The organism is Cognatilysobacter terrigena, from assembly GCF_004361065.1.
Lineage (GTDB): Bacteria > Pseudomonadota > Gammaproteobacteria > Xanthomonadales > Xanthomonadaceae > Cognatilysobacter > Cognatilysobacter terrigena.
The window spans coordinates 56,536-71,809 of the sequence record NZ_SELT01000018.1 but is presented as its reverse complement, the minus strand read 5'-3'; the positions used below and the strand labels follow the sequence as shown (position 1 = coordinate 71,809).

Here is a 15,274-nt window from a genome sequence, read left to right as displayed (position 1 = left end):
GCGCGCGCTGCGGCCCGGCCAGACGCTCGAACTGGTGCATCGCCTCGACCGCGACACCTCCGGCCTGCTCGTCGTCGCCAAGAAGCGTTCGGCGCTCGCCGAGTTGCAGGGGCTCATGCGCGAGGGATCGGAGGCCGCGGGTGAAGCGTCCCGCCCCGACATCGAAAAGCGCTACCTCGCACTTCTCGTCGGCCGCATGCCCGACGGCACGATGTCCGTCGACGCGCCGCTACACGTGGGCCTGCGCCAGCGCGGCGAGCGCCATGTGCAGGTCAACGCCGCGGGCAAGCCGTCGCTGAGCCACGTCCGCGTGCTGGAACGCCGTGGTGGGCATTCGTATTGCGAGATCCGCATCGAGACCGGGCGGACGCACCAGATCCGCGTGCATTCTGCGCACATCGGTCATCCCGTCGCGGGCGACGACAAGTACGGCGACGCGGACGTCAACAAGCGTCTGCGCGAACAGGTCGGTCTGAAGCGCCTGTTCCTGCACGCGTCGACGCTGGAATTCGCGCTCGACGCAGGGCGTACGCCTTACCTGCTCAACGCGCCGCTCGCGCCGGAACTCGTCGACGTGCTCGATCGCCTGCGCTGACGCAGGCGCGTCGGCTCACTTCTTCTGCAGCGCTTCGGCCGCGGCCTGTTCGCGGGCGTCGCAGGCCTCCGGGCGCTCGCTCGGGACATGGAACGTCATCGGCACGGTGATCCACTGCGCCGTCGGACGCCCGGCCTGTAGTGCGGGATTGAAGGTCCACTCGCGCACGGCGGCCTGCGCGGCAGCGTCGAGCTCCCGATTGCCGCTGCTGGTGACGAGCTCGGTCTTGCCGATGTGGCCGTCGGTGCCGATGAGCACGCGCAGCTGCACCGTACCGCCGACGCCCGCGCAGGCGAGCGCTTCCGGATAGGCAGGCGGAGGCGTGCTGACGGCCGACGGCGGCTGGGTCTTGCCCACCGGTGCCGGGGGCGGCGCTTCGCTGCACGCGGCGAGGCCGAACGCGAGCAACGCGATCGCGACGACGCGCACGTCAGCCGACCAGCGCATCGGCCTTGGCCGCGCAGATGAAATCGTTTTCGGACAGGCCGCCGACGTCGTGCGTCGAATAGCGGACGACGCAGCGGTCGTAATGCACGCCGAGGTCGGGATGGTGATCCTGCTCATGGGCGACGTACGCCAGCGCGTTCACGAAGGCCATGGTGCGGTAATAGTCCGGGAACCGGAACGTGCGGGTGATGGCCTGGCCGTCCTCGACGATGGCCCACTCGGGAATTTCGCGGGCGATTTCGGCGGCGCGGGCGGGGTCGATGCGGTGCTTGGCGCCGCGACGCGGCGTGCAGCGCTGATCGGAAAGGTTCGACGGCATGGAGGACTCCTGTCGCGTTCGTCGACGGCGGTGTCGAGATGACTGAATCGGGCCCGTATGCCGGCGTCCCGTCCGTGAAAGCGGCGCGAAGAAGCGGCAGCAGCGATGGCTAGAATAGCCCGATGATCGATATTTCCGAATCCGCGCAGGGCCACTTCCGCCGCTTGATCGAACGCGAGGCGATTCCGGGCCTCGGCGTCCGGCTTTCGGCATCGGAGGCGGGCACGCCGCGCGCCGACGTGCGCCTCGAGTTCGCCGAGCCGGCGGACCTGCACGGCGACGAGTGGGCGGTCGACTGCGATGGCTTCACGCTGTGGCTCGACGCCGCGAGCGTCCCGTTCCTCGATGGCGCGAACATCGACTACGAAACCAAGGCGACGGGTGGGCAACTGCAGATCCGCGCGCCGAAGATCAAGGGCCAGGCGCCGGCCGACGACGCCAGCCTCGTCGATCGCGTTCGCTATCTGATCGATAACGAGATCAATCCGCAGCTCGCTTCGCATCGCGGCCACGTGACGCTGGATTCGATCGATGCGGACGGTGCGGTCTACCTGCGCTTCGGTGGCGGCTGCCACGGCTGCGGCATGGCCGACGTCACGCTGAAGCAGGGCATCGAGCGCACCCTCATGGAGAAGGTGCCGGGTGTGACCGCGGTGCGCGACGCCACCGATCACGCGACCGGCGCCGCACCGTACATCCCGCGCGATTCGGCGGCCTGACCGAACCGCGCCGGCAGTGACGACCGCCGCCGACATCATCGACGCACTGAACTCCCGCGCCGGGCCACAAAGCCGGCTGCGAGCCGCTGCGCGCGTCAGCTGGAACGCGTGGCTCGATCGATGGGCGCAGAAGCCGGGTCATGTCACCGGCGCGCCGGTCGACGACGTCGTCGCGATTCTCGCGTCGCGCGAACTCGCCTCGCCACCGCCGCGAGCGTTCGCGCTCAACCGCTGGCAGGCGTTCGGCACGCTGTGGCGTCAGCACTGGCATCCGGCGTCGAAGGACGAGCGCAGCTGGCGCTGGATCGCCGGTGGCGTCGACGCGGTGTGGCATGCGGTCCTCATCGTGATGCTGCTCGTCATCACGGCGTTGCGGATCATGCCGCCCGCGCCGCCGGAAGAAGACGTCGCGGTGCAGGTTGAGTACATCGGACGCGGCACGCCGGCGGAGGAAGGCGGTGGGCCGGCGCCTTCGCCAGCGACTTCGCAAGCCGACTCGTCGCCATCGCGTGCAGCAGCGAGTGCCCCTGCGGCTGCATCGGCCGCGGCCCCGCCGGCACCCGCGACACCTTCGACCGCTGCCAATGCGCCTGCGGAGCAGACACCGACATCGCCCCCCGCCACGCCGCCGCAACCGGTCGACCTGTCGAAGCCTGTCCCGGACGAAGGCACGTTCAAGCTTCCGCCGACCTCGCTGCCGAATCCAACGGTGCAGGTCGAGCCCGCGCAGGTCCCGGAAGTGCGCGTCGTGCCGATTCCCGAGCTCGCGCGCGCGCCTGAACTCAACGTGCCGACGCCGCGCGTCGACATCGAACCGGTGCAGGCCGCGACGCCGACCATCGTGACGCGCGACATTCCCGAAGCCGTGCGTGCGCCGTCGATCACCGCAGCGCCGACGCCTGCGGTTGAAGTACCGCGTGCCGCCGCGCAGTCCGTCGATGTGCAGGCGCGCGAGATTCCGAATCGCCCGGCGGCGGCGTCCGCTGCGCCGTCGACATCCACATCGACGGCGCCCGCTACAGCGGCCGTGTCGTCCAGCACGGGCGCGCAACCTTCGACCGCGCCGGGCACGGCGTCGGCTGCGAATGCGAGTGCGTCGTCGACATCCAACGCGCCCGGCAGCGCCGCGGCGGGGCCGACCAATGCAAGCCCGAGCGCGGGCGTCGGCACCGGGCCGAAGGCGACGCCCGCACCCGGCTCGTGGGCGACGCAGAAGCGCGGCGACGACTGGGGCCAGTCCGATCGTAATCGTCCGGGCAACAGCCTCTACGACAGCAATGGGCGGCCGCGTCTCGCGGAAGGTCCGGGCTCGGCGTCGGCGGGGCATCCGCCGGGCATGATCACGCAGGAAATCAAGGACCTCGATCGCGCGGGCACGTGGCTCAAGCGCAAGCCGAATCCGTACGAGCCGACGCGCTGGGATCGCGTATGGCGCCCGAACCAGACGCTCCTCAACGACTGGGTCGACAAGGGCGTCAAGCAGGTCGGCATTCCGATTCCGGGGACCAACAAGCGCATCGTCTGCATCATTTCGATCCTGCAGTTCGGCGGCGGCTGCGACATCTCCGATCCGAACCTGCAGGAGCAGCCCGCGGTCGCGCGTCCGCCGCCGGACGTGCCGTTCAAGCCGTCGCTGCAGGAAAACAACGGCGCCACATGGGACAAGGATGGCAAGGCGCCGCCGCCGCCGAAGCTCCCGGGTCTCTTCGCGCCCCCGAAGACCGGCGTGCCACCGGGAACGACGACGAACGACGGCGGTTGAGCATCGCGGCGCATCGCGCGCCGTGATCGCGTTCCAGCGTTCGGATGCGTCGGTGACAGGAGATCAGCGATGGACGTGCAGATGGTTCGTGCGATCGCAATGGCGCTTCCCGACGTCGTCGAAGCCCCGCATTTCGACTACGCGTCGTTTCGCGTCAAGGGAAAAATCTTCGTCACCGTTCCGCCGGACGGACACCATGTGCACGTGTTCGTGGATGAGCAGGAGCGTCTGCTGGCCGTCGAGATGTATGCGGACGCGGTCGAGCCGCTGCATTGGGGGCAGAAAATCCGTGGCGTGCGGGTCGACCTGTCGCGCGCAACGCCCGAAGCGGTCGAACATCTCATCCGCGCTGCGTGGCGTAACAAGGCGCCGAAGCGTCTCGTCGCCGCTGCGGGCATGGCCGGACCTGCTGCGTAGCGCGCCCTCGTTCTGCTGCGACGCCCAACTGGAAACGCAAACGGCCCGCATAAGCGGGCCGTTTGCCATGCAGCGATCGCGACGGAATTACTTGGCGCTTTCGTGCTCGTGCAGGTCGTACACCTTGCGCTGGCGCGACGCGAAATACGCGGCGAGGTCGGCGATGTCCTGATCCTTCAGTTCCTTCGCCTGCGCAGCCATCAGCGTGTTCTGGCGACGACCGTCGCGGTACATCTCGAGCGCATTCGCCACGTAGTCGGCGTACTGGCCCGCGAGGTATGGGTAGCTCGCGTCGATCGGCGCGGCGCCTTCCTTGCCGTGGCATTCGACGCAGGCCTGGCCCGTTCCGGCCTGCTTGGTGTTGGCGAACTTCTCGCCGGCGGCGATGTTGCCGTCGGGCAGGCCCGCGGAGGAGTGCTCGGAGACCGGCGCTTCGGTCTCGGCGGCCTTGCCTTCCTCGGTCTTCTGCGGACCGCAGGCGGTGAGGAGCAGGGCGATGGCGAGGGCGAGGCTGCCCGGCAGCAGTCGATTGATCGTCATGGTCGGGCTCACTTCAGGCTCGAGATGTAGGCGGCGATGTCGGCGATGTCCTGCTCCGAGAAGCTCTGCGCCTGGGCCTGCATGGTCGGGTGCTTGCGCGTGCCCTGCTTGTAGCCGGTCAGCGCGTTGATGAGGTAGGTCGGGTTCTGGCCGGCGATGCGCGGCACGTGGTAGTTCGGGTACGCGTTCTTGTAGCCCGTCACGCCGTGGCAGCCCTTGCAGGTGAAGACCAGCTCGCGCCCACGGGCGGCGTCGCCCTTCGCGGCAGGAGCGGCAGCGGCGGCCGGAGCGGCCGGGGTCGCGGCGGGGGCGGCCGGCGTCGCGGCCGGGGCGGGTTGCTGCGCATGCGCGCCGACGGCGAGCAGCGTGGTCAGGGCAAGGGCGGCGATCGTCAGCGGTCGCATGGTTGGGTCCGCGGTTCTCGTTCGGGCGATAAGGAAATGCCACGCCGGGGCGTGCGCACAAGCGGCCGAGTATAGCCTGCAGCCCTCATTTCGACGACGGTCGGCGTCGATTCGCGGCAGGAAAGGCGTCTGATAGCGGTCGGCGGCGCCGTCCGACGGGGTGTCATCGGCACCCGTGACCTTCGGCGCATGGGCGGCGTGAAGATGGGTGATATACCTATGTACAACACCGGCGTACCGCCCCGTATTTCCCGTCATCGCCTCGAAGGACTCTTTCCGATGCGCACCTTCTCCGCACCGCGCGCCCGCACGGCCCGCCTCGCTCTCGTCCTTCTGCCTTGCCTGGTCCTCGCGGCCTGCAAGGGCGGCGCCAAGCCCGAGGGCGAGGGCCCGGACGGCAAGAAGAAGGGGCCGGATGCCATCCCGGTCGAGGTCGCCGTCGTCGGCACGCGTCCTATTGCCGCGAGCTATACCGGCACCGCGCCGCTGGAGCCGCGCAGCGAAGCGCAGGTCGTCGCCAAGACGTCGGGTGTCGCGCTGGCCGTGTTCGCCGAAGAAGGGCAGGCGGTGCGCGCCGGTCAGACGCTGGTTCGCCTCGACGCGTCGCGCGCCGCGCTGCAGGCCGCGCAGACCGCCGCGCAGATGCGCAAGCTCGAAGCGAACTACTCGCGGTCGCAGCAGCTCTCCGCGCAGAAGCTGATCAGCGCGAACGACATCGACCAGCTGAAGTTCGACCTCGAGAACGCGCGCGCGGCGAACCGCCTCGCGAATCTCGAACTCTCGTATGCGAACGTCGTCGCCCCGATCTCGGGCGTGATCGCGCAGCGTTCGATCAAGGCCGGCAACTTCGTGCAGATCAATACGCCGATCTTCCGCATCGTCGACACGTCGCGACTGGAAGCAGTGCTCAACGTGCCCGAACGCGAGATGGCGACGTTGAAGTCGGGCCTGCCCGTGCAGCTGCAGGTCGACGCACTGCCCGGACGCCCGTTCACCGGCAAGGTCGATCGTGTTGCGCCGGTCGTTGATTCCGGCAGCGGCACGTTCCGCGTGATCTGCGCGTTCGACGGCGGCGGCACGTTGCAGCCGGGCATGTTCGGCCGCATCCGCATTGACTACGACCAGCGCAAGGACGCGCTCGTCGTGCCGCGCACGGCGTTGCTCGAAGACGACGCTGATCCCGCGGTCTACGTTGTTCGTGGCAAGAAGGCGGTGCGCGTGCCGGTGAAGCTGGGCTACAGCGAAGGCGGCTGGATGGAGATCCGCTCGGGCCTGAAGTCGGGTGAGCAGGTCGTGGTCGCGGGCAAGACGGCGCTGCGCGAAGGCAGCGAAGTGCAGGTGCTTCCGACCGCTGCGGCGAAAGCCGGTGGCGCGTCGCTCGCCGTTCGCTGAGGAGACGCGCCATGTCCGACTCCACGCATTCGCCGCCTGACGCGGCGCCGTCGAAGGGCGGCATCGTCGAGTTCGCGGTGCGACGCCGCGTCACCGTCTTCATGGCGATGATCACGTTCGTGCTGTTCGGCTTCCTCGCGCTGCGCGAACTCAAGGTCAACCTGCTGCCCGACCTGAGCTATCCGACGCTGACGGTCCGCACCGAGTACGAAGGTGCGGCGCCCGCGGAGGTCGAAACGCTGATCTCCGAGCCGGCCGAAGAAGCGCTTGGCGTGGTCAAGAACCTGCGCAAGCTGCGCAGCGTGTCGCGCACCGGGCAGAGCGATGTCGTGCTCGAGTTCGCCTGGGGCACCGACATGGACCAGGCCAGCCTCGAGGTGCGCGACAAGATCGAGACGCTCCAGCTTCCGCTCGAAGCGAAGCCGCCCGTGCTGTTGCGCTTCAACCCGTCGACCGAGCCGGTGATGCGTCTCGCGCTGACCGCGAAGAATGCGGCGGAAGGTGATTCGGTGCGCCGTCTCGTCGAGCTGCGTCGCTACGCCGACGAAGATCTGAAGAAGAAGCTGGAGCCCGTCGACGGCGTCGCGGCCGTCAAGGTCGGCGGTGGTCTCGAAGACGAGATCCAGGTCGACATCGACCAGCAGAAGCTCGCGCAGCTCGGTCTGTCGATCGAGACCGTGATCCAGCGTCTCGGCCAGGAGAACGTCAACGTCTCCGGCGGCCGACTGGAAGAGGGCACGCAGCGTTACCTCGTGCGCACGGTCAACCAGTTCCAGACCGTCGACGAAATCCGCGACATGCTGGTGACGACGTCGTCCGCCAGTGGCGGCGCCGCCGCACAGGCCGCGGCGGAAATGGCGCGCGTTGCAGCGGCGACGGGCAATGCGAGCGCGATGGCGGCTGCAGCGTCGGTGCAGAACGCATCGTCGGGCTCGTCGACGCCCGCCGGCGGCATGCCGGTGCGCCTGAAAGACATCGCCACCGTTCGCCAGGGCTTCAAGGAGCGCGAGTCGGTGATCCGCCTTGGCGGCCGCGAAGCCGTCGAGCTCGCGATCTACAAGGAAGGCGACGCGAACACCGTCACCACCGCCGACGCCGTCGACAAGAAGCTCAAGGACATCCGCGAGCACATGCCGGACGACGTCGAACTCACCGTCATCGACGACCAGTCGCAATTCATCCGCAACGCGATTTCGAGCGTGAAGGACGACGCGATCATCGGCGGCGTGCTCGCCGTGCTGATCATCTTCCTGTTCCTGCGCGACGGCTGGAGCACGTTCGTGGTCGCGCTGTCGTTGCCGGTGTCGATCATCACCACGTTCTTCTTCATGGGCCGGCTGGGCCTCAGCCTCAACGTGATGTCGCTGGGCGGCCTTGCACTGGCAACCGGTCTTGTCGTGGACGACTCGATCGTCGTGCTCGAAAGCATCGCGAAGGCACGGGAGCGAGGACTTGGCGTGCTCGAAGCGGCGATCCAGGGCACGCGCGAAGTGAGCATGGCGGTCGTCGCGTCGACGCTGACGACGATCTCGGTCTTCCTGCCGCTGGTGTTCGTGCAGGGCATCGCGGGCCAGCTGTTCCGCGACCAGGCGCTGACGGTGGCGGTCGCCATCGCGATCTCGCTGGTCGTGTCGATGACGCTGATCCCGATGCTGAGCGCCTTGAAGGCGCGCGCCAGCGACCTGCAGGACGCCGAGCCGCCGCCGGAACATGCCGCCGACGTCCAGCTGTTCCGCGAAGCGCTGACGATGCCGTGGCGCCGCATCTCTAACCGCCTGCTTGGTCTGCTCGCGACGATCGTCGCGCTGCCGGTCACGCTGCTGATCGGCACGTATCGCGTCGTTCGCAGCCGCCCGGGCCTGTATCGCTGGCCGTTGAAGTCGACCATGCGCGCGGCGTTCGCGATTCCGCTGTGGGTGCTGTTGTTGCCGGCGCGCCTGGTCGCGCTGCCGTTCTGGATGCTCGGCCTCATCGTGCGCTCGGTCGTCGGGCCGATGTTCTACGGCTCGTCGTGGACCGGGATCCGCGTGTGGCGTGCTGTCGGCGGCGGCGTCATCGGCCCGGTAATGGGCGCGGCGAGTCGTGGCGCGATGTCGATCTACGACCGCGCGGAACGTCGCTACATCGCGATGCTGCCGGCGGCGCTCAACCGTCCGGTCCTGGTGCTGGGCTCTGCGGCCATCGCATTCGCGCTCACGCTCGCAGCCGTTCCTCTTCTGGGTGCCGACCTCATCCCGCAGCTCGCGCAGGATCGCTTCGAGATGACGGTGAAGTTGCCGCCGGGTACGCCGCTTCGGGAGACCGACGCGATCGTTCGCCGCCTGCAGCAGGAGCACGAGAAGGATTCCGGCATCCGCTCGCTGTTCGGCGTCAGCGGCAGCGGCACGCGACTCGATGCGAACCCGACCGAAAGCGGCGAGAACATCGGCAAGATCACCGTGGTGATGGCCGACGGCGGAAGTCGCGAAGTCGAAGCCGCTGAGACCGACAAGCTGCGTGCATCGATCGCCGGCGTCTCGCAGGCGCAGGTCGACTTCCGTCGCCCGCAGCTCTTCAGCTTCTCGGCCCCGCTGGAAATCGAACTGCGCGGCAGCGATCTGGACAGCCTGCGCGTCGCGGGCGATCGCCTGACGAAGCTGCTGCGTGCGAATCCGCACTACGCCGACGTGAAGTCGACGGTGGAGCAGGGCTTCCCCGAAGTGCAGATCCGTTTCGACCAGGAACGCGCGGCGGCGCTGGGCCTCACGACCCGCCAGATCGCCGACGCGGTGGTCAAGAAGGTGCGCGGTGACGTCGCCACGCGCTACAGCTTCCGCGATCGCAAGATCGACGTGCTGGTACGCGCGAGCGAGGACGATCGTGCATCGGTCGAAAGCATCCGTCGCCTGATCGTCAACCCGGGCAATGGTCGTGCACCGGTAACGCTGGAGTCGGTCGCGGACGTCGTGTCGACGACCGGCCCGAGCGAGATCCATCGTGCCGACCAGGTGCGCGTGGCGATCGTGTCGTCGAACCTGCGCGGCATCGACCTCGGCGCGGCGATCAAGGAAGTGCAGCAGCTCGTCGCGGACAACCCGCTGGGTACCGACATTGGCATGCATATCGGTGGCCAGGGTGAAGAGCTGGGTGAATCCGTGCGCTCGCTGTTGTTCGCGTTCGGCCTCGCGGTGTTCCTCGTCTACCTCGTGATGGCGTCGCAGTTCGAATCGCTGCTACACCCGTTCGTCATCCTGTTCACCATTCCGCTCGCGATGGTCGGCGCGGTGGGTGCGCTGCTGCTGACGAACTCGCCGGTGTCGGTCGTCGTGTTCATCGGACTGATCCTGCTGGTCGGCCTCGTGGTGAAGAACGCGATCATCCTGATCGACAAGGTGAACCAGCTGCGCGAGCACGGCGTTCCCAAGCGCGAAGCGCTGATCGACGGTGCGCGTTCGCGCCTGCGACCGATCGCCATGACCACGCTCTGCACGCTGTTCGGCTTCCTGCCGCTGGCGCTCGCGTTCGGCGAAGGCGCGGAAGTGCGCTCGCCGATGGCGATCACGGTAATGGGCGGCCTCGCGGTGTCGACGCTGCTTACGCTGATCGTCATCCCGGTGGTCTACGACCTGCTGGATCGCCGCGCCGACGAGCACTACGTGCGTCGCGCCAAGCGCATCGCACAGCGTGAGGCCGACCTGCAGGACGCGGAGGTACAGCCGGCATGAACAGCGTCGCCGAACTGAGCATCCGCCGGCCGGTCACGGCGATCATGTTCTTCGTGTCGCTGCTGGTGATCGGCCTGATCGCCGGCGTGCGGTTGCCGCTCGAGGCGTTTCCGGAGGTGACGTTCCCCGGCATCTTCATCGAGATGCCGTATGGGGGATCCACGCCGGAAGAGGTCGAACGCACGGTGCTGCGCCCGACCGAGGAAGCACTGTCGACGCTGACCGGCGTGAAGCGCATGGAGTCGAATGCGCGTTCCGAAGGTGCGAGCGTCGCGGTGTTCTTCTCGGACTGGAGTCGCGACGTGTCGATCGCGGCGTCGGAAGCGCGGGAGCGCATCGACGCGATCCGCGACCAGCTGCCGGACGATCTCAAGCGCTACACCGTCAACAAGTTCTCGACGTCCGACCAGCCGGTGCTGCAGGTCCGCCTCGCGGGTGCGCGCGACCTCACGGGTGCGTACGACCTAATCGAGCGCGAGTTCAAGCGCCGACTCGAGCGCATCCCGGGCGTCGCACGCGTCGACGTGTCCGGCGCGGCACCGAACGAAGTCGAGATCGCGATCGATCCCGACGCACTGACCTCGCACGGCGTGGTACTCAACGACCTGACGCAGCGCCTGCAGACCGCGAATTTCTCGGTCTCCGGTGGCGAGATCGACGATGGCGGCCGCCGCGTTCGTGTGCAGCCGGTCGGCGAGCTCCAGGACCTCGATCAGCTGCGCCAGCTGGTGATCGATCGCAACGGCACGCGCCTCGGCGACATCGCGGAGATCCGACTGAAGCCGGCCCGCATCGACTACGGGCGTCGCCTTGATGGCCGTCCCGCGGTCGGCCTCGACATCTTCAAGGAGCGCAGCGCGAACCTCGTCGAGGTGTCAAGCCGCGCGCTCAAGGAAGTGGAAGAAATCCGCAAGGAGCCCGCGCTGCACGATGTGCAGGTGAAGATCATCCAGAACCAGGGCGAGGACGTCACGAGTTCGCTGAGCTCGCTGGCGGAGGCTGGTGCCATCGGCCTCGTGCTGTCGATCGCCGTGCTGTTCTTCTTCCTGCGCCACTGGGCGTCGACGGCGATGGTGACGCTCGCCATCCCGATCTGCTTTGTGATGACGCTCGGCTTCATGTACTTCGCCGGCGTCACGCTCAACATCCTTTCAATGATGGGTCTGCTGCTCGCCATCGGCATGCTCGTCGACAACGCGGTCGTGGTGGTGGAGAGCATCTACCAGGAACGCGAGAAGATGCCGAACAACCCGGTGCTGGCGTCCATCGTCGGTACGCGGCACGTCGCCATCGCGTTGTCGGCCGGCACGCTGTGTCACTGCATCGTGTTCCTGCCGAACCTGTTCGGCGAGCGCAACTTCCTCAGCATCTACCTGTCGCAGATCGCGATCACGATCTCGGTGTCGCTGCTGGCATCGTGGCTGGTCGCGGTCAGCCTCATTCCGATGCTGTCGGCGCGCATGAAGACGCCGCCGGCCGTGCGCAGCGCGAATGGTTTCATCCCACGCCTCCAGCGCCGCTACGCCGCGCTGCTGCGCTGGACGCTCGACCATCGCGGTGCGAGCGTCGCCGGCATCCTGCTGATCGTGGTCATCAGCGTCGTGCCGATGATGATGACCAAGAAGAACATGTTCGGTGGCGACGACGGCGACGAAGTCAACATCAACTACCAGTGGAAGGGTGCGTACACGAAGGAGCAGATGTCGAACGAGCTGCTCCGCATCGAGCACTTCCTCGACGGGCACCGCAAGGATTACGGCATCACCCAGATCTACTCGTACTACAGCGAGCAGGGTGGGGCGTCGACGCGACTGACCGTCGATACGAAGGTGGTTCCGAGCCTCAAGCCGTTCATCGAGAAGCTGCGCAAGGAGCTGCCGAAGTCCGCGCGCGCTGAACTCAACATCGGCAACAACGGTGGCAACAACGGTGGGCCGGGCCAGAAGGTGCAGGTGCAGCTGGTCGGCGACTCGACGCAGGCGCTGGAAGATCTCGGCGCCGACATCGTACCGATCCTCGCGAAGCGTCCGGAACTGCGCGACGTGCATGTGGACACCGGCGACAAGAACGCCGAACTGGCGGTGCGCGTTGATCGCGAACGCGCCGCGTCGTTCGGCTTCACCGCGCAGCAAGTGTCGCAGTTCGTGGGTCTCGCGCTCCGCGGTGCTCCGCTCCGCGAGTTCCGTCGCGGTGATACCGAGGTGCCGGTGTGGGTGCGTTTTGCTGGCGCCGAGCAGTTCGGCGTCAACGACATCGCCGGCTTTACGGTCCGTTCGCCCGATGGCCGCCAGGTGCCTCTGCTCGCGATGGTCGACGTCAATGTGCGCCCGTCCGCGAGCCAGATCCAGCGCACGAATCGCCAGACGACGATCACGATCCTTGCGAGCCTCGCCGACAAGGTGGAGCCCGACAAGGCGAAGAAGGCGATGGAGGAGACGCTCAAGAGCGTGCAGTTCCCACCGGGCTACACCTACAGCTTCGACGGCAGCGCTTTCCAGGAGGACGACGAGGCCATGAGCGAGATGTTGGTGAAAACGGGGCTCGCGCTGATCATGATCTACGTCGTCATGGCGGCCGTGTTCGAATCCCTCCTGTTCCCGTCGGCCATCATGTCGGGCGTGCTTTTCTCGGTGTTTGGCGTGTTCTGGCTGTTCTGGCTGACCGGCACCGAGTTCAACATCATGGCCTTCATCGGCATCCTGGTGCTGATGGGCGTGGTGGTGAACAACGGCATCGTGATGATCGAGCACATCAACAACCTGCGTCGACGCGGGTTGTCGCGGACCGATGCGCTCGTGGAAGGCAGCCGCGAACGCCTGCGTCCGATCCTGATGACGATGGGCACGGCGATCCTCGCGATGGTGCCGATCGCGGTCGGCAACACGCAGATGGCGGGCAACGGGCCGCCGTACTACCCGATGGCGCGTGCGATCGCCGGCGGCCTGGCGTTCTCGACCATCGTCAGTCTGCTGTTCCTGCCGACGATCTACGCCATCCTCGACGACCTGCGCAATTCCACGGCGCGTCTGTGGCGCAAGGCGCGGGGCAAGCCATCCGCCGCACCGGGGCTCGCCGCAGCGACCGCGATGTTGGCGGAGTGACGCAAAAAGGGGCCGAAAGGCCCCTTTTTCTTTACGGATGGTCCGCGTACGTCAGCCCGACAGCTTGCCGACGATGCGAGCGATCGCGATCCATTCGCCAGCCATCGTTCCGAAGTTCGTCAGGATGAAGACCAGCAGCGTCCGCGCGACGCGATTGCGGTACCAGCCGCCCAGCGTGCGCACGTCTTCGCGCAGCGAGATGAAGTCCGCGTAGGTCGGCTTGCGCAGTCGCGCTTCGACGAGCGCGCTGACCGCGCCAGCGGGAATCGCCGGGCGGAACGGCTTGAAGGGCGCCACGACCGCACCCGCGAGCACGCTGAGCGGATGGCCGCCGGCAAGCAGTGCGCCGAGCCCTGCCAGCAGCGCCGTCGCGACGAACCACTGCACCAGCACGCCCGACGCCAGTGCCATACCGCCGTGGCGGAAACCCCACACGACGCCGCCGAGCAAGAGAGCCGTGATGACGATCGTGAACCACGGGATCTTGCGCTTGGTCGCCGTCGCCTCGAGCGCCGATCGAACCGACGCAGGATCGCCGGTCTGCGATTCGAGTTCGCGCGACAACCCGGCCAGATGCCCGGCGCCGACGACGGCCAGCACGTTGGTCGGTCGCGTTTCGCTGGCACCGGCGTCACGCAGGCCCGCGGCCATGTAGCGATCGCGCTCCGCGATCACCGTCTCGTACAGCTGCGGGCTGTGGCTCGCGAATTCGGCGAAGCTCGACTCGAGCATGTCGCCTTCCTTGAGCTTCTCGATCTCGTCTTCGGGGACTTCTTCGTTCGCCACCAGCGACACCGCGAGCCCGCTGCCCAGCTTGATGCGTTGCCACCAGGTCAGCGATGCCGCCGCGCGGCGGAACGTCAGGCCGACGTCGCGATCGATCAGCGAGACCGGAACACCGCTTTCGCGCGCATCGATCACGGCCTGCTTCAATTCCGCGCCCGGCTCGATGCCGAGTTGCTCGGCCAGTCGGCGCTGGTAGGCCGCGAGCGCGAGATTGGCCGCGAACATCGCCGTGCGGCCGGTGCGGATCACCTCGACAAGATCGAGCTTCGCCATCGCCTCCGGCTCGACCAGCGCCTGCGCACGCGCCGCATCGAGCTCGACGGCGACGTGGTCGTACGCGCCCGTCGCGATCGCTTCGCGCACGGCGTCCACGCTCGCGCGCGAGACGTGCGCGGTGCCCAGCAGCGTGTAGCGCACGCCGTCGCGCTCGACGATGACGTGCGGTTGCGTGGCGAGCGTGTCGGACGGAGCGGTCGTCGGATCCATGGGGTCTCTTAAAGCGTCGGCGCCCGATGGCGCCGTGCGGGCAGGGTAGGGAGTCAGCGACGGTCCGGCAACGGCGGCGCTTCCGGCGCGGTGCGTTCGCCGTCACCGAGGACGCGGAGCAGTTGCACGCTTTCGAGCCAGCGCCCGTGCTTGCGACCGATGCCTGGAAAGCGCGCCACGACGCGGAAGCCGAGGCGTTCGTGCAGCGCGATCGACGCGGTATTCGCCGCATCGCCGACGACAGCGATCATCTGCCGGTAGCCGAGCGCGGTGCAGTCGTCGATGAGCGATGTGAGAAGTGCCCGCCCGATGCCGAGCCCGCGCGCCGCCTCATCGACATAAACGCTGTTCTCGACCGTCCACCGGTAACCCTCGCGCGCGCGATACGCGCTGGCATACGCATAGCCGAGGACGCGGCCACCGACGGTGGCAACGCGGTGCGGATAACCCGCGTCGACGATCGCGCGCCAGCGGTCACGGAGCACGTCGACCGCCGGCACGTCGTACTCGTACGTCGCCGTGCCGTGCTCGACTTCGCGTGCGTAGATGCGATGGATCGCGTCGAGATCCGTCTCGCGGGCGGGACGGATCTCGGGCGTCAT

The 15,274-nt window shown here is 67.7% G+C and carries 13 protein-coding genes; 7 read left to right on the top strand and 6 right to left on the bottom strand.

What is annotated here, in order from left to right:
* Positions 1–595, top strand: a 595-nt coding sequence (locus tag EVS83_RS11210; protein ID WP_133501130.1) for an RluA family pseudouridine synthase, incomplete at its 5' end; no start/stop codon positions are given.
* A gap of 15 nt (positions 596–610) precedes the next feature.
* Here EVS83_RS11210 and EVS83_RS11205 read toward each other — a convergent pair.
* Both EVS83_RS11205 and EVS83_RS11200 read right to left on the bottom strand, forming a co-directional pair.
* A complete protein-coding gene (locus tag EVS83_RS11205) occupies positions 611–1,042 on the bottom strand; it encodes an energy transducer TonB (protein ID WP_133501129.1) in 432 nt (143 codons plus the stop codon).
* On the bottom strand, positions 1,026–1,361 hold the full coding sequence (locus EVS83_RS11200; protein ID WP_133501128.1) for a 4a-hydroxytetrahydrobiopterin dehydratase: 336 nt from the start codon (positions 1,359–1,361) through the stop codon (positions 1,026–1,028). The genes EVS83_RS11205 and EVS83_RS11200 overlap by 17 nt, the downstream gene beginning before the upstream one ends.
* 122 nt (positions 1,362–1,483) lie before the next feature.
* On the opposite strand from EVS83_RS11200, the gene EVS83_RS11195 reads away from it, so the two are divergent.
* The 3 genes from EVS83_RS11195 (at position 1,484) to EVS83_RS11185 (ending at position 4,259) form a co-directional block, all read left to right on the top strand.
* Entirely contained in the window at positions 1,484–2,080 is a 597-nt protein-coding gene (locus tag EVS83_RS11195; protein WP_133501127.1) for an NfuA family Fe-S biogenesis protein, read from the top strand.
* Positions 2,081–2,096: 16 nt separating this feature from the next.
* The gene (locus EVS83_RS11190; protein WP_133501126.1) at positions 2,097–3,842 is read left to right on the top strand and encodes a hypothetical protein; all 1,746 of its coding nucleotides are present in this window, start codon (positions 2,097–2,099) and stop codon (positions 3,840–3,842) included.
* Positions 3,843–3,911: 69 nt separating this feature from the next.
* Entirely contained in the window at positions 3,912–4,259 is a 348-nt protein-coding gene (locus EVS83_RS11185) for an MmcQ/YjbR family DNA-binding protein (RefSeq protein ID WP_133501125.1), read from the top strand.
* An 87-nt stretch (positions 4,260–4,346) separates the two neighbouring features.
* Here EVS83_RS11185 and EVS83_RS11180 read toward each other — a convergent pair whose 3' ends face one another.
* Both EVS83_RS11180 and EVS83_RS11175 read right to left on the bottom strand, forming a co-directional pair.
* Positions 4,347–4,799 carry a c-type cytochrome gene (locus EVS83_RS11180; protein ID WP_133501124.1) on the bottom strand — a complete coding sequence of 151 codons (453 nt, stop codon included), beginning with the start codon at positions 4,797–4,799 and terminating at the stop codon, positions 4,347–4,349.
* Positions 4,800–4,807: 8 nt separating this feature from the next.
* Positions 4,808–5,203, bottom strand: a complete 396-nt coding sequence (locus EVS83_RS11175) for a c-type cytochrome (protein ID WP_133501123.1) — start codon at positions 5,201–5,203, stop codon at positions 4,808–4,810.
* A 279-nt stretch (positions 5,204–5,482) separates the two neighbouring features.
* On the opposite strand from EVS83_RS11175, the gene EVS83_RS11170 reads away from it, so the two are divergent.
* The 3 genes from EVS83_RS11170 to EVS83_RS11160 are packed head-to-tail and all read left to right on the top strand — an operon-like array spanning position 5,483 to position 13,400.
* Complete coding sequence (locus EVS83_RS11170) at positions 5,483–6,595, top strand: efflux RND transporter periplasmic adaptor subunit (protein WP_133501122.1); 1,113 nt, start codon at positions 5,483–5,485, stop codon at positions 6,593–6,595.
* An 11-nt stretch (positions 6,596–6,606) separates the two neighbouring features.
* The gene (locus EVS83_RS11165) at positions 6,607–10,299 is read left to right on the top strand and encodes an efflux RND transporter permease subunit (RefSeq protein ID WP_133501121.1); all 3,693 of its coding nucleotides are present in this window, start codon (positions 6,607–6,609) and stop codon (positions 10,297–10,299) included.
* Entirely contained in the window at positions 10,296–13,400 is a 3,105-nt protein-coding gene (locus tag EVS83_RS11160) for an efflux RND transporter permease subunit (protein WP_133501120.1), read from the top strand. Before EVS83_RS11165 ends, EVS83_RS11160 begins: the two co-directional genes overlap by 4 nt.
* 51 nt (positions 13,401–13,451) lie before the next feature.
* Here the strand turns inward: EVS83_RS11160 and EVS83_RS11155 are convergent, their stop codons facing one another.
* Together EVS83_RS11155 and EVS83_RS11150 are read right to left on the bottom strand one after the other, a co-directional pair.
* Entirely contained in the window at positions 13,452–14,672 is a 1,221-nt protein-coding gene (locus tag EVS83_RS11155; protein ID WP_133501119.1) for a TraB/GumN family protein, read from the bottom strand.
* A gap of 53 nt (positions 14,673–14,725) precedes the next feature.
* On the bottom strand, positions 14,726–15,274 hold the full coding sequence (locus tag EVS83_RS11150; protein ID WP_133501118.1) for a GNAT family N-acetyltransferase: 549 nt from the start codon (positions 15,272–15,274) through the stop codon (positions 14,726–14,728).